7 protein-coding genes are annotated in these 14,683 nt (G+C 57.8%); 6 read left to right on the top strand and 1 reads right to left on the bottom strand.

Translation table 11 applies throughout. The features are described from left to right. The first annotated feature begins 33 nt into the window (after nt 1–33). The 4 genes from LB559_RS05105 (at nt 34) to LB559_RS05090 (ending at nt 12,450) form a co-directional block, all read left to right on the top strand. Nucleotides 34–1,860, top strand: coding sequence for a DNA cytosine methyltransferase (locus LB559_RS05105; protein WP_224673195.1), 1,827 nt, complete (start codon nt 34–36; stop codon nt 1,858–1,860). 169 nt (nt 1,861–2,029) lie between these two features. After that, on the top strand, nt 2,030–4,459 hold the full coding sequence (locus LB559_RS05100; protein WP_224673193.1) for a hypothetical protein: 2,430 nt from the start codon (nt 2,030–2,032) through the stop codon (nt 4,457–4,459). 59 nt (nt 4,460–4,518) lie between these two features. After that, entirely contained in the window at nt 4,519–6,564 is a 2,046-nt protein-coding gene (locus LB559_RS05095; protein WP_224673191.1) for an ELKS/Rab6-interacting/CAST family protein, read from the top strand. A gap of 3 nt (nt 6,565–6,567) precedes the next feature. After that, nucleotides 6,568–12,450: a DEAD/DEAH box helicase gene (locus LB559_RS05090; protein ID WP_224673189.1), complete on the top strand. Its 5,883-nt coding sequence runs from the start codon at nt 6,568–6,570 to the stop codon at nt 12,448–12,450. Here LB559_RS05090 and LB559_RS05085 read toward each other — a convergent pair. Continuing rightward, nucleotides 12,447–12,833, bottom strand: coding sequence for a very short patch repair endonuclease (locus LB559_RS05085; protein ID WP_224673187.1), 387 nt, complete (start codon nt 12,831–12,833; stop codon nt 12,447–12,449). The genes LB559_RS05090 and LB559_RS05085 overlap by 4 nt on opposite strands. A gap of 146 nt (nt 12,834–12,979) precedes the next feature. Between LB559_RS05085 and LB559_RS05080 the strand changes: the two genes are divergently transcribed. Both LB559_RS05080 and LB559_RS05075 read left to right on the top strand, forming a co-directional pair. Continuing rightward, a complete protein-coding gene (locus tag LB559_RS05080; RefSeq protein WP_224673185.1) occupies nt 12,980–13,729 on the top strand; it encodes a hypothetical protein in 750 nt (249 codons plus the stop codon). An 84-nt stretch (nt 13,730–13,813) separates the two neighbouring features. Further along, complete coding sequence (locus LB559_RS05075; RefSeq protein ID WP_224673637.1) at nt 13,814–14,407, top strand: SOS response-associated peptidase; 594 nt, start codon at nt 13,814–13,816, stop codon at nt 14,405–14,407. The last annotated feature ends 276 nt before the right edge of the window (nt 14,408–14,683 follow it).

The raw sequence follows: 14,683 nt of genomic DNA, 5'->3' as shown, positions 1-14,683 counted from the left end.
TACTCTCGTGCAAATTGCGCCGGGGTCGTTTCGATGCGTCAGGTAGGAATCGATCTGTACTCGGGCTGTGGCGGCATGTCGGCTGGCGCCTGCGCCGCGCTCCCTGATCTCGAGATCAAGTGGGCCCTCGACATTGACGAGTATGCCACGAAAACCTTCGCGAGAGTCCATCCAAAGGCAGTCGTCGATTGCAGAGACGTTGCCGAAGTGTCGGCCACCGATATTTTGGAGCGGGCGACAATCGACCGTATCGATTGGTTCTTCGCGGGCCCGACCTGCCAAGCCGTAAGCACGATGGGAATCTTCCATCCCGACGATCCACGAAACGCCCTCTTCGTGCATTTCCTGAGGCTTTTGGACGGTTTCATCACCGCAGGCCGTCGGCCCGACAAAATCGTTTTGGAAAACGTGCCCGGCGTCGTTTACGGCAAGAACGTCACGATCATACGGCAATTGTTCCGAGCACTAGAGGCCCGCGACTACTACGTTTTCGCAGATGTTCTGAACATGGCCGAGTACGGGCTGCCGCAACTTCGCAATCGGTTTATTTTAGTGGCCACATCGGATGCAATTCCAGCCACATTTCCTCGGGCCAAACGGTCGGAAAACGCAAGCGTCGGGCTCCCGTCATACCTCAGCGTGCGTGATGCTATCGGCGACCTCTTCGACATAGAGCCGAACAATAGCACAGGTATCGTCAAGGCAAACTCCCAGCGTATCGCTGGGGAGTTCGCAGCTTTCGTTCAAAGACCAAGCCAAACAATCGCCTGCCACTGGGGAGCGAACGTCTCCGACATCAACCGGCGACGTATCGCTAGCGTACCGCAAGGCGGCTCATGGAAGGACATCCCACAAGACCTTTTGCCCGATCGTTTTCGGCGAGTGCGGCTTACAGACTACACCACACTGTACGGACGGCTGCATGAAGACGATCCAGCCTATACAATCTCGGCAGGTTTCGCGAACGTGACATCGGGTTGCTTCACCCATCCCAGAGAAGATCGATCGCTGACCGTGCGGGAGGGAGCCAGGCTTCAAGGTTTTCCGGACGACTTCGAATTCGCCGGCCCTCGCTCGGCGCAATACCGGCAAGTCGGCAACGCCGTACCTCCATTCTTCATGGCTCAGATCGTTGAGCACATTGCTGCGGGACGACACGGCATTGCTGCGCGGATCACTTCTGCCGCGCTGAATACAGGCAGAGCGCTTCCTCCGCTGGTACGGCGGTTCAAAACCAAAAAATCGGAATCGTCTCGCTCGTTGGGCGGCTACGGAGGAGGAACGTACTGGCCTCTGGGCTGGGGAGAACGTCTGACCGTGGACGAATTGACCAAGAGCGGCAATCGGCTGCATGACGTCCCTCTACGATATCGGCGTCGGGACGAATGGCGCGTCGATCGCGATCGATTTTCCCAGCATGACTTGCTCACACTCTATAACTCGCCAGTTAAACTTGCGGCATTGTCGGATCGAGTGCTCGCGGTCCCACTGATCGCCGCTGGTCGAACCGACTCGATCGATCATGCCCTCGTGAAAATACTCGCATCCATCAGTTCGCTTCCCGGGCAAATCGATATTGAACTGCCCGTCGAGTATCTCAGAACGCGGATCGAGCTCCTATGGACGTCTCTGAAGCAACAGAATGCCGGCGGCCTGCCTCACATGGATAAGCGAGCGCGGTCCGGAGTTGTGCGGCTAGTTTCCGCGAAGGGTGAAAGATCCGCTGCAAGGCTGAGCTTTGGTGAATTCGCCAGTAGCAAGGCGGCGGAGGATGGGGCGTCTCTCCTGCTCGTGCTGGATGCGCCTCGGCACGACTGGATCGCATTCCACTCCCAACGCACGGCGACCGCATCAGCCTAGAGGCAAAGCCGGCCCGCCCGATGGTCATTTCAAAAATAATATTTTCGGATGTTGCAATCGCGACGTTCTCGGCTTCAATTTACTTTAACCGAGAGCACTTTCATGTGCCAACGACTGATTTGGTAGGAAGCTAGGGGGGATCGTGGGTCTATCCGTCGAGGAAAACTGCTTGGACCGTTTCTTTCTCGGTCCCGGCAGCATGGGCCCTATTTATGGCGTCCAGGTCTCAGACGATGACTTGATCGAGTTGTTTGAGACAACGAATGTCGAAAGCGCCGCCTCTGCCTTTATCCGCGCTTTGCCTCACCCGAACCGGATTGCTCAAATTGTCGATGGCGAGATTCGTCCTCCCTTCTGCGATGGCAAACCAGATTTCGTTCGCATACTCGTTTTCCTATGCTGGATGCAGGTCACAGGTCTCAGGCAACAGGCCGATCGAAATTTTCGAGACATTCTAGAAGGATATTTCAACCATCGATTTCAGGGACTGGCAGGATTAAATCGACTTTGGTCGTCGTTGCAGGAATTCCTCGAGACAAAGCATTCGGTGCGTCTCGCGTTGCCCAGCGCGTTGCCGCATTCGCGTATCGGGCGGACAATTCGGATTAGCTTTCCAACGTGGCGCGATCAGAGAGTCCTTGCAAAGCTGCATGCAGCGATCGAAAGCCGGTACCAACTCAACGAACTGGTGATCGGGAATCGGATCCGAAATTCACAAACGTTCGCCGGTTCGCCAATTTCGTTCAAGTATGCCTTCGAACAGTGGGACATAGCCCGGCTAGAAGGGGACTTGGCGGCCGCCGACATGCCGTTCTGGCGAGCATGGCGGGAAACCCTCCAAGGGTCTGGTCAGAACGAACTCGAGGCGATCGAGAGCGAGTATTGTGAGATCGAACTTTTCTCTGTCGCCCCTGATGGTCGTACCAGCCCTGTCATCGACCTAATGGCACATGAAGACCGTCTGCGACCTGAATTGTGGGCCTTCGTAAAGAAGGGCTGGGTGTTCATGGACGACCTTGGCCTCGGACGTTTCCGATCCAATACCAAGCCGGGATCGCCGACATTGTTGGTGACCGCAACGCACTTTGCCAAATTCCACCCGAGTGCAATTCGGTCAGTACGACCGCTGGGAAATGGCTGGTCGCTCGTCACGTTCATCAACAATGGAATGCCCGAGCAACGGCAGACGTCCTCAGTCCCGACCTCCTTGCGATGGATCGAAGGGATTAGGGTGGGCGGAGCGCTCTTGGGAAGGGCACCACTCACTCCAGCACTTCAATTCACGGGTGAGACTTGGCCGGAAGTGACGGTGGAAGCAGCGAGCATTTCCTGCATCGTTGTAGATGGAAAGCTGATGCTACCGTCCGGGAGCTATCGTGGGCGACTCACGGGAACGCTCGACGGCATTCAACGGTCGGTCAATCTTGTAGAACGGGCCAGCGAATCCGACTCCAGTTCTAGACAAATTCTCGATGACCAGAATGAGTTCAGTGAGGATGGCCTACTGTTCGGAACTATACCAACTGACATACTCGGCCCATCCGCTTTTTGGTCCGGCGAGCGGCACGCAACAAACATGCTTCTCAACACTATCTGCGAAGGCCTTTATGCCAAATCGACGGGAGGCCTTGCTATGTCGACTGCGGTTGGGATCATCGCTCGAGTAGTTAGAAGTGTCGCAGACTGCCCATCCCCCTGGACGATCCTTCGAGCTCTATCCGACGCCGGCTGGTTCGATCTCACGATACTGCGGAACGTGCCCGCGCGCCGCCTGCTGCTCAGACCCACAACCGTATCCATCATAGCGACGGATCCGACACGTGCTTGGATCGAGGGACCGACACCGGATGCAGTGCAAGCTCGACTTGCGGCGACTGCTGTTGCCTGTGGGGGGACTTTCGAAAGCGTTGGGGCTATCGGGGAGTGGGGCTTGCCGCGATTTTTCGTTCGCTTCGCCTCCACGTCACAGCTCGAAGAGTTCGTAGCTCGCTCACGCCTGGGAAAGTACGTCAACGGCTCGGCGCCAACACCGGTGAACACGCTGGACGATAAATTGACCCTGGAAGGCTATGCCGTAGGCGCCGTATGGAACCAGTCGACTGGGTTCTTCGATCGACTGACCGAGGCTCCGGCGACCGGCTTGATCCGATACGAGCGCACCGAAGGAAACGCTTCCCATGTGTTCAGCTCGCGATTGGCCGGCATGCCCGAGACACGCGTTCGGTCGCCCTCCCTCGCGATCCTAGCGCATATTTCAAGAATGTCCGTCTCTACCATGTTCGTCCGGAAGAACGTCTTGGTCGCGAAAGCGCCCCGCTTGTTCTTGCCGTCATCTTGGGCGCGTTGGCTCGCTGCCAAGGTCTCATGCAATCCTGCACCGGTCCAAATCGATGGACGGTGGGACTACCTATATCCAGTCGATGAAGCCTGTTTGCGAGCACTATCGAGCCTACTGAAGATCGATCATGCAACGATGAAATCGACCTCCATCTGGGTTCCCCATTTCGGCAACTCTCGAACAAGGCGGGAGCGATCGGTCTTCGATGGCAAGAGCGGCATGACAGTAGCCAATCGAGCGCGTCACAGGCCCCCAGCATGACCCTCCCACTAAACAGCGCAATCGTCCGAGTCAAAGTGGTTTTGGGCTCAGACTCGGTCTTGATCTCCGACATCGCGGAGCATGCCGACCCGCTGCTTGCCGACCGAGTCGTTCGGTCGTCGCTCTTGGCTCGAGGTGGAGCAGATAGTTTTTGGCGTGTTTCGGGAGAGAGTGCTGAGCCGAAGCCTAAATCGACGACGAAAAGAGACAAGCGAACGATCTCCTCTCCACTCATGAGCGGCGAGAGCGTCTCCTTTCCGATCTTTGACGGCAGCAAGCCAAGACCGGTGCCGTCAAAGGTATTCGGGCTTCCAGCGATCGAAGCTCAGACCGACTTCAAATCGTTCAAAGAAGTCACCAGGCTCACCGTTGGTTACAGACCCGACCGTGAGGTGGCTGCGAAACTCATTGATGCTTTGATCGACGGAACACTGAAGTCGCCCATCAAGGGCCGGGTGGATGCGATCGACCTCGGGCAAGGCTATTGGCTACGCGATACCGAGTTCACCGAAAGAGGCGGCACATACCGATTCGCCACGGATATCAAGAAATTCGCGGTACCTGTTGTCACTTTGCCAATCGAGACGTCAATTATTCCTGCGGGCGCGAATATCGTCCTGTTTCCAGAGCCTCCACTGTTCGAACATCGCGGAACCCGGGACTTCCGTGCCGAGGAGGAAGTGCTCGAGTCGGCTGACGCATGGTTAGCTCGTATTTCAGAATCGCTGAAGTCAACGAATGAGGATCGGGCCAGGATCGCAGAACTGCGCGGGTTGCTCACGAGATACGCCGAAGAGACCGTCGGCGATCATCAACTGAACGACCTGTTCGCCACCCTGACAACCTTAGAACAACGCCCAGCGCTAGTTGATGCCCTCCCCGAGATTCTCAATCGCAATGCCGCTTGGTCGGTCAGGGTTCAGGCAGCGACGGATCAGGAGGTCGAGCGCAAGCTCAACGCGCTGGAATCTCGTTTCAAGGCGGAAGCGCTTGAAAAGCAAGCTGCGATCGATGTGCTCGATGGCGTCCTGAGAGAACGGGAGGCTCAACTCTCTCGGCTCGGTGAACGAGAACGAGCGTATCGAGACGCCTTGGCAGACGTCGAGGAGAGGGTGAGCGACAAGATTGACTCGGTCATCAAGAAACGTATGGCCGAGATCAAAACCGAGCCGTGGGTGGAGCGCGAAGAATGGCTTAACCTGAAAAGCGAGGTCGAACGCATCAGGGACGCAAGCAGGCTAGAAGTCGAGCCCGTTCCAACCGAATCGCCCGTAGTCCATGACATTCGTCTCATCTCACCGCGGGACATCCTACCTCGTCCGAAACGCATCGCTGCGTTGCGGGCGCTCTCTTCTGCACTGTCCATCGATGAAGCCAAGCTGTTGCTCGGGATCGCGCTTGGCGGTGCCGGACTGCTTCCTGTATTCGTTGGGTCCGACCCCGACGTGGTGGCATTGGCCTTGGCACGGAGCATTTCCGATCAAGCTGTCGCAATCTTCTGCGACCCGACATTGGTTTCTTTGCAGGACTTGTTCGCTCCGACCGTGACGCGCGTGACAGGTCTATCTACTGCGATCGAAACCGCAAAGGCACATCCTGACATACTCGTTGCGGTAGCCCTTTGCGGTCTCACAAAGGCTCCCTGCGAATTCTGGCTGCCGGCGCTCTTAGATGGCCAGCGATCTGGCTATTTCCCGCAGAACCTGAGGCTGTTTGCGACCGTATCGTCAGATGGGATCAGAGTGCCCCTGCCCGGCTCTCTGCTTCGCGCAATCGTTCCTATCGACATCGGTGTCGATCGGTCCCGGTTGGTCGATCTACCGCCATCTTTGACGCCGGCGGGAGCATGGCCGGCCTTGCCCGCTGTGCAGACTGAAGAGTCCAAGAACCTGCGTGTCGGACTTCAAGACCTGCTCGAGGTCTCAGATCGAACGACAATTGCGTTCCTCGGAAAGATATCCAACGACTGCCAAGCATCCGTCGACATCGCCGCGATCGACCTTGTTGCCGCGCTCAAAGACTGCCTTGATTGGCTCGCGGCCGTTCGTGGACCGACTTCGCCACAGCACCCAAGCACCAAGTATTTTCAGCAATTTGAGGATTGAACGATGTACGATCCGATCGGTGGCTTCAAGCGTATGATCGACCAGTTCATGGTCTACCTCGACACCGCCTATCGGATCGAGAATCCGACCGTGGCAGCTGCGCGGCACGTCTTGCTATCGGCTCCCGGCGAACTCGCCCTCGATCCAATCTTCGAGGCGGTGCCACGGTACGTGCAGTGGGGTCATGGCATCGAGGAACTGGTGGCCGACTCCGAGGGGCGGCTCGAAGGCTTTTCCAAGGTACAAAGGCGAGCGTTTGCCGAGTTGGTTCTGTGCGGTCTTTTCGACAGCGTTGCCGATGACTCCGAGCTCGGAAGAAAGGGATCTTACAAACCATACCTTCACCAAATGGACATGTTGCGCCGCGGGGTCGCAGACGGTCTGCCGGGTATCGTCACCTCTGGAACGGGTTCAGGAAAGACCGAGAGTTTTCTTCTGCCTTTGCTGGCGCAAATCTCTCGAGAGGCGACTTCCTGGCCGGCTCCCCTCCAGCCGCTAGACGACGACTGGTTGGATCCGCGCGGAAGATTCAAATATCACCGCAGAAACGAACATCCCGATCGGCCAAAGGCGATGAGGGCGATCGTCCTCTATCCGCTGAACGCCCTCGTCGAAGACCAGATGGTTCGACTTAGGAAGGCGGTGGATTCGCCAGAGGCTCGCGCCGTGATGGATCAGTACTTCGCGGGGAACCGAATTTTCTTTGGGCGATACACGGGCAAATCTCCCGTTACTGGGTACCTCGAACACCCACGCTTGGCGGACACGCCATATTGGGACAAGCGCTCGAAGCGGGCCACTGGCGAACTCCGAAAGGAGCTTCGACGCTACCGGGAAATCCAGGCGAAGATCGGTGCTGACCCGACGCTCCCCGACGATCTGAGGTACTTGTTCCCATCTACCGATGGCGGAGAGTTGATCTCGCGTTGGGATATGCAGGCCACGCCTCCGGATATCCTCGTCACCAACCAGTCGATCCTAAACGCCATGCTGGTGCGCGAGATCGATGCACCAATCATAGATCAGACCCGCGACTGGATATTGCGGGAACCTTCAGCCCGCTTTTACCTGATCCTGGATGAACTGCATCTCGTTCGTGGATCTGCCGGCGCCGAGATGGCTTCGCTATTAAGGATCTTGATCGAAAGGTTGGGGCTGTCGCATCCCGATCATGCCCATAAGCTCCGCGTACTGTCATCTAGCGCATCGTTGCCTATGGAAGGGGCCGATTCCGCTTTCAGCGTCCAATATCTGAAAAGCATGTTCGGCAACGCCGGTACTGCAGGGAGCACAGACCTCGATAGAGCCTGGCGTGACAGCGTCGTCACAGGGACGACCGAAGTTACGCCCCGCCCCGACCATACTCCGACCTCGGAATCGCTGCGAGCTGTTGCCGATTCGGTCGAACGCGGCACCTCGACACCTGCTGGTGCAGGCGCGCTGCTAGCGAGCATTCTGACAGCGTCCAAAACGATCGAGGACACGCCCGCGAGTACGGACCTGGAGGTCCTAGAGCAGGCGACCAAGACCGCCGCAGCTATGCTCGAGTTCGCAACACAAGATCCTGAAGTACACGGAAGGAGGCGTCCCAGCTCGGTTGGGGAAATCGGTACTCGCTTGTTCGGGGAACGCGATGACGATGCGGTAAGGGGATTGTTGGTTCTCAGAGCGATTCCCGACCTTCCGACCGAAGTGCTGCCGGACTATCTTAGACCACGGCGGAGCGAGATCTCCTCTCTCCCGAGTTTCAGGATGCATACCTTCGTACGGAATGTCGAAGGGATGTTTGCCTCCGTGTTGCCCGGCCCCGACAAGGCGCCTGTCTGGGGCGCTCCGAGCATTGAGCGTGGCGTCGACTACGACACGTCTATGGATGGCGAAAAGCGACGTCTCTTCGAGCTCCTCTATTGCGAAGCCTGCGGGGAACTGTACGTGGGCGGTAAACGTGGCGAATCTGGCCGCTTCATTTCGCTGCTGCCCGCACCGGAGGAGCTGGAGAAATTGCCTGAAGTGGCTGCGTCGTTGCGTTTCGAGGACGCCAGCTACGAGGAATTCGCAATGTTCTGGCCAGGCGGGACGGAGCCGATTAACGAGTTGCGCGATGATCCCGCGTTTCGGTGGAACGCTGCGTTTCTCGATTCTCGAACAGGCTTGATCTCACCATCGGAGCTTCCTGATGCTGTCCTAGGCTACTCCCTCCATCGGCGCGATGCGAAGGACCATCACGATCGCGATCGAACTACGGGCGGCACCGCCGTTCCCTACTGCTGCCCCAAATGTGGGACCGACTATTCCGGTCGCTACCGTGCCCCCAACTCATTGCGGAGAGAGGGCAGGCTGTCACCCATCAGAAGCTTCCGAACGGGCTTTTCCAAAACCTCGCAGCTGCTGGCAACAGAATTGGTTGCTGCATTGAAATCGCAAGGAGGCGACGGCAAGCTCGTCGCGTTTTCCGACAGCCGGGAAGACGCTGCCAACCTAGCCCTGGAAGTCGAGGTACAACACCAGACCGACCTTCGTCGCGAAATTCTAATCTCCTCAGCGGAGCGGTTAGCTCGCGAGCGAGCGTTTACTGCCGCTGATGAACGGGTGTTGGAGCAGCTAAGCCTCGACATCAAGGCGCTCATGCAACGCGACCTTCCCGAAGAAGAGGACGCACTGGAGGCCATGGTTGCGAAGAGAAAGGCTCTGCGGCAGAAAAAAGAAGAAGGCAAATACTCGCCAAGCCTGTCGCTCTCGGAATTGTTCGAATTCAATCGGGGTAGAGCCGGGGACGACGTCCGCCCCATCGTCGGCGGACTGTTGAAGATCGGAGCCTTGCCCGTGAAAGGCGCCGACACCGTGCTGAACCGTGTGCAGCGCCAACCATGGTACCGCTTCTTCAACGAGCGCGATGGTGAAAGCTTTTGGAAATCCGATGAGCCCGAACCGTTACATAGCCTGGTTGGAAAAGCTCGTAATTGGGTCGAGGAACAACAGAAGCCAGAAGCTACCGATCTACTGTTCAGTAAGACATATTTCGCGCTCGAGGAAACAGGTCTGGGTTGGCCTAGCTTCTACGGACCGAGCGAATACACGGCAGAGCTCTCCAAGAAGGACGCGTGGCTCAGACTGTTCGCCGACGCATATCGACTGGTACCCAACGAGTTTCAGAGCGAGGCCAAGAAGAACTGGAACGACGCTCGCGATATGCTAGGCGCGAGGCGGACAGGACGACTTCGGCACTTGATGGAAAAGCTCTTTACCGATCCAGCCGCCGCTGCGAACGAGTTCCTCTCCCAGCTTGGCGCCGAGTTGGGACAACGTACCAATGGGACGATCGACGTCACTCGCCTATTCTTTAGGACGGCAAACCCCGACGCGCCGGCTTGGCGTTGCGCAAAATGCGGTCGCGTCCACCTTCACAGGGGCCTGGAGAGCTGTACGCGCTGCGGCGAACGCCTACCTACGGAAACGGCTTTGACTGCCGGGTTGGTGTCATCGGGAAATTTCCTCGGTCGCCGCGTAATGCGCTCGCTCGAAACGGGCGGGGCGCTCTTTCGCTTGAGATGTGAAGAGCTGACGGGTCAAACGGAGGATCCGGCCACCCGGTTGCAGCAGTTCAAGGGTGTCTTCGTACCGGACGACGGAGAGAGTGAGAACGATTTCTTACTTCGCAAAAAGTTCGATGAAGTCGATCTCATATCGGTCACCACCACGATGGAGGTCGGCGTCGACATCGGCTCGTTGCAGGCCGTCTATCAGGGCAACATGCCTCCCCAGCGCTTCAACTATCAACAGCGAGTGGGCCGCGCCGGTCGGCGGGGACAGGCGTTCTCGACGGTTCTTACGGTGTGCCGGAGTAAGAGCCATGACATACACTATTTCCGCAACCCGCTCGACATGACCGGTGCAGCCCCGCCGCCGCCGTTCATAACGACCGGTCTCGTGGACATCCCGTCGAGACTGCTGCGAAAGTTCTGGCTCGTCGAGGCGTTCAACAAGTTGAGAAACGACGCGACCGACGCTTGGGCCGGCGACGACATGGTACCTGGGGACATCCACGGTGAGTTTCTCTACTGCCATGAATACTTCGATCCTAACAAGACGTGGCCTAAACTCTTACACGACGCGTTGGTGGAGACAAATCCGCAGTACGAGCTTTTCGCTGGCATCCTCGCAAGAGGCGCCCGATGTGACATCGACCAGCTTCGGAACGTGGTCGGTGTCGAAAGCGTGCTTGCAGACGTGGAAGCTCTGCGAGCAGAATATTCGATGCAGGCTATCGGCATTGCTTCCGCCTTGGCTGAGCGGGGTCTCATTCCCATGTATGGGATGCCAACCCGCTCGCGGAATCTATATGTCGAGCTTCTTTGGAAGAGAGCTCAGCAGGACCTTGCCCTGGAGTGGGATACGATCGACCGTGACCAGGATATGGCGATCTTCGACTTTGCCCCCGGTAGCGTGCGCACGAGGGAAAAACTGCATCACAGAAGTATAGGCTTCACCGGTCCCCTCCCAGTACCTAGCCAGTTCACGGATGATCTAACCAAACCTTTGGAGCCCTATTCTAGCTGGTTCAAAGATGATTTTCTGCTCGGCTATTGCGATCATTGCGGCACCTGGACGCGCAGCTCGTTCGAATCCATCGTCTGCGGCGGATGCGGGACCGATCTGGCAGCGAACGCGCGCCGCTGCATCACTCCTTCGGGGTACAGGAGCGATCTGCGGCCGTCCGAAGATTCGATCGCCTCGAAGGTCGGCCAACGCATAACGCTTGCGAGCTTGGGCAAAGCCGACGAGACGGTCGAGAGCGGCAATCTGCGGGTAAATTTCGCCGAGCGTTCCGAGGTATTCATCGTCAATCCCGGTGGTCGCGACGACGAGGGGTTCACCGGGTTCGACGTCACTCCATCGATTGATCTCTACGCCGCCAATCTCCCTTTCGCGCCCAAGAAACTACAATTGTCCAACCAAGCGATCATGACGGATGTCGTGCTTGAGGCACCAACACGGTGGGTGGGCACTGGACCTAGCGAGAGAGCATGGCTCGCTTCTCCCAAGATTACCAACTCGCTGCAGATCGGCGCTTCAGTGCTGAACGATAGACTGCGGCTAAACGAGTTGGACGGTGGGTTGTCGATGGGAAGTCGCAGCCCCGGCCGGACAAGCGTTCGAGCTGCCGCCATTTCCGCAACAGAAATCGTGGTGCAACGAGCAGCATTCGAACTAGACATCGCGCCGGAAGAGTTCGATGCGCTCGCTCCCAATGCCATGCCTGGGAAGTCCGGCGCCCTACTTCCGTACCTCCAGATCGCGGACGCATTACCCAACGGCTCGGGATTTTGCCGACATCTTTTGAGTGACAGCTCTCTGCCGGTGACGTCACTCATCAATAGTGTTTTGAATGACACAGCGGCTTGGCCGAGGCGGGTTTTCGATGATCGCGGCCACTCGGATGCATGTGGCACCTCGTGCTACCGATGCCTTCAGCGTTATAACAACCGCAACTACCACGGCCTACTCGATTGGCGCCTCGGGCTCTCATATCTCAGGTCGCTGGTGGATCAGAACCATACCTGTGGTCTCGACGGAAATTACGATGCCTACGAGCTGACCGACTGGCGGGCATTGGCCGACCGGAGTGCGGCGGATTCCGCTACCTTCATCCCGCGAAACTCGAGATCCATAGTAGGTTCCACCCTCAAGTTGCCGGCATTCTCACTATCCGAGGGTTCCGACAAATGGGCTGTCGTAGTTCACCCGCTTTGGAGGCGCGAGGGCCTTCTGAGTTTCCTCGGCCTCGACGACCGCTATGTTCCGATCGACACCTTCGAACTCGCACGACGACCGCTTCTCGCGATCGAGCGAGCTCGCAGTCAACGCACGGGATCAGTTGGACTCTAGCTATCCGTCGCCGTCCTCGCCGCCACCTCCGCGACGATGCGATCGACTATGTCGTATGGCTGCTCGTGCTCCCAGAAACGCAGTACTCGCCAACCTTGGGAGTGCAGGTGAACGTCCGTCTCGTGATCGCGATCGGTGTTTCGCTTGAATTTTCTCGACCAAAAATCCGAGTTTGTCTTGGCCTGCGAACCATGGACAGGACAACCATGCCAAAAACACCCGTCGAGAAAAATGGCGATCTTCTTCTTGGGAAATGCCACGTCGCACGTTCTGCGCGGCATCCCGGGAAGCGAAAAGTGCACTTGATATCTCAGCCCGCGTGCGAATAGCAATGAGCGAACCGATCGTTCGAAGGCGTTATCTCGGCTTGGCGTCCTGCTCATTCTGTGACTCGCTGGACTCGACATTCGATCCTCCTTGCCTGCGCGAAGCCGCGGCATACCACACCGACGGGGCCGTAGACGTTGAACCTCCACTCGCTTGAACACGAGTGTCGGTGCGGAACGAAAATCACCCACCGCAATTATGGATGCAAACCAAGCGTGGTGTTTGCATGCCGAAGGTCCATGAGACGTGGCAAGTCGAGCCGCACGGCCGTTTGGAAAAGGTCGCTGACGGTCTCTTGACGGTCAGCGGCGAAATCCAGATGCCGCTTGGCCATTTTCCGCGACGAATGACGGTCATCGGCTTGACGGGAGACCGCACCGCGATCTGGAGCTGCATCCCCCTTGCGGAACCGGAAATGCAGGAGATTGAAGCGCTCGGCGATCCAGCCTTTCTCATCGTGCCAGGCCCTGGCCATCGGCTCGACATCAAGCCTTGGAAGCTTCGCTATCCCCGAGCGAAAATTGTCTGCCCGCCGGGGGCGCGGGAAGCCGTGGAGAAAGTTGTCAAAGTCGATTCAACTGCGAATATCTTCGATGATCCTTCCGTTCGCATGGAGACGGTGCCGGGTGTGGCCGAAAAGGAAGCGGCGCTGCTCGTGCGCCGCGACGGCAGTACAACCCTTGTCGTCAACGACATCCTAGCCAATGTCCGCCACCCTCATGGGATTGGTGCCCAGATCATGGCGCGTGTGCTTGGCTTTGGCGTTGACCGGCCCAGCATGCCGCGTATTGGCAGGTGGTTCTTTGTCAAGGACGGCAAGGCGCTGAGCGCGGCTTTCCGCAAATGGTCTGATGAGCCCGACCTTGAGCGCATCATTGTAAGCCATGGAGATGTCATCACTGACAAACCGCGCAAAGTGCTTGAGCGGGTCGCGCAAGATTTCGGCGTATAGCAGAAAAATTTCTTGACGGTGGCGCTGTGGCCAAGTCGCGCTATTTTGCATGACTCTGCAACGGACGGAACGCGTAGGGCAGCCATGTGCAATGACTATGAGCAGCATATCGCCTGGGCCGAATATTGCCGGATGATGCAATCGCTGTCGCTCGATATTCCCACTCATCAGACCGAACTGGATTTGCCACAGGCGGATGACATCCGCATCAGTGACCCTGCCCCGATCATGCGCTCCGCCGGCGACACAATAGAACTCGCGCGCATGACCTTTGCCTTTCCGCCCTCTGGGCCCAAAGGCGGACCGATCTTCAACTTCCGCTCGGACGGTCGGAATTTCTCCAACAGCAAGCGCTGCCTTATCCCGGCATCGGCTTTTTTCGAATTCACCGGAAAGAAGTCTCCAAAAGCGAAGCATCGCTTCACGCTCAACGGCGCCTCGTTCATGGCGATCGCCGGACTGTGGCGCGATGGCGAAGGAAACAAGCCACCTACATTCGCGATGCTGACGACCGAGCCCGGGCCGGATGTAGAGCCCATCCACAATCGCCAGATTGTGGTGCTGCGCCCGGAAGACTGGGCGGCATGGATCCATCTCACGAAACCCGAGGCAGAACTATTGAAGGCCCTCCCGGCCGGGTCGTTGTCGGTCGAGACCGTTCGAGAAGGGAGCGACTGACTTTGCGCCAACGCCGGCACTCGTCGACCCAAGGGCTATAAGGGCAAAACAACCGTTCACCTGTGGGGTCCTGAGCATCAGCACCCTACGAAGCGAAGCCCGCATGACTGCTTTGCGCCTCTAGCTGATCATCAGGACGCGCATCACGATTCCCGAAGAGCGGACATCGCAGTCGCGCAAGGAGGTCTCGCTCAGGGTGCGCTGCTGTCCCTGCCATATCGCTTCTATCGGCGGTCAAGCGGAGAAAGCGCGTCGCTGCATGTGATCGCGCGACGC

Source organism: Mesorhizobium sp. BR1-1-3 (assembly GCF_020165455.1).
In the GTDB taxonomy this organism is placed as follows: Bacteria; Pseudomonadota; Alphaproteobacteria; order Rhizobiales; family Rhizobiaceae; genus Mesorhizobium; species Mesorhizobium ciceri.
This window is presented reverse-complemented; position numbering and strand designations above follow the sequence as displayed.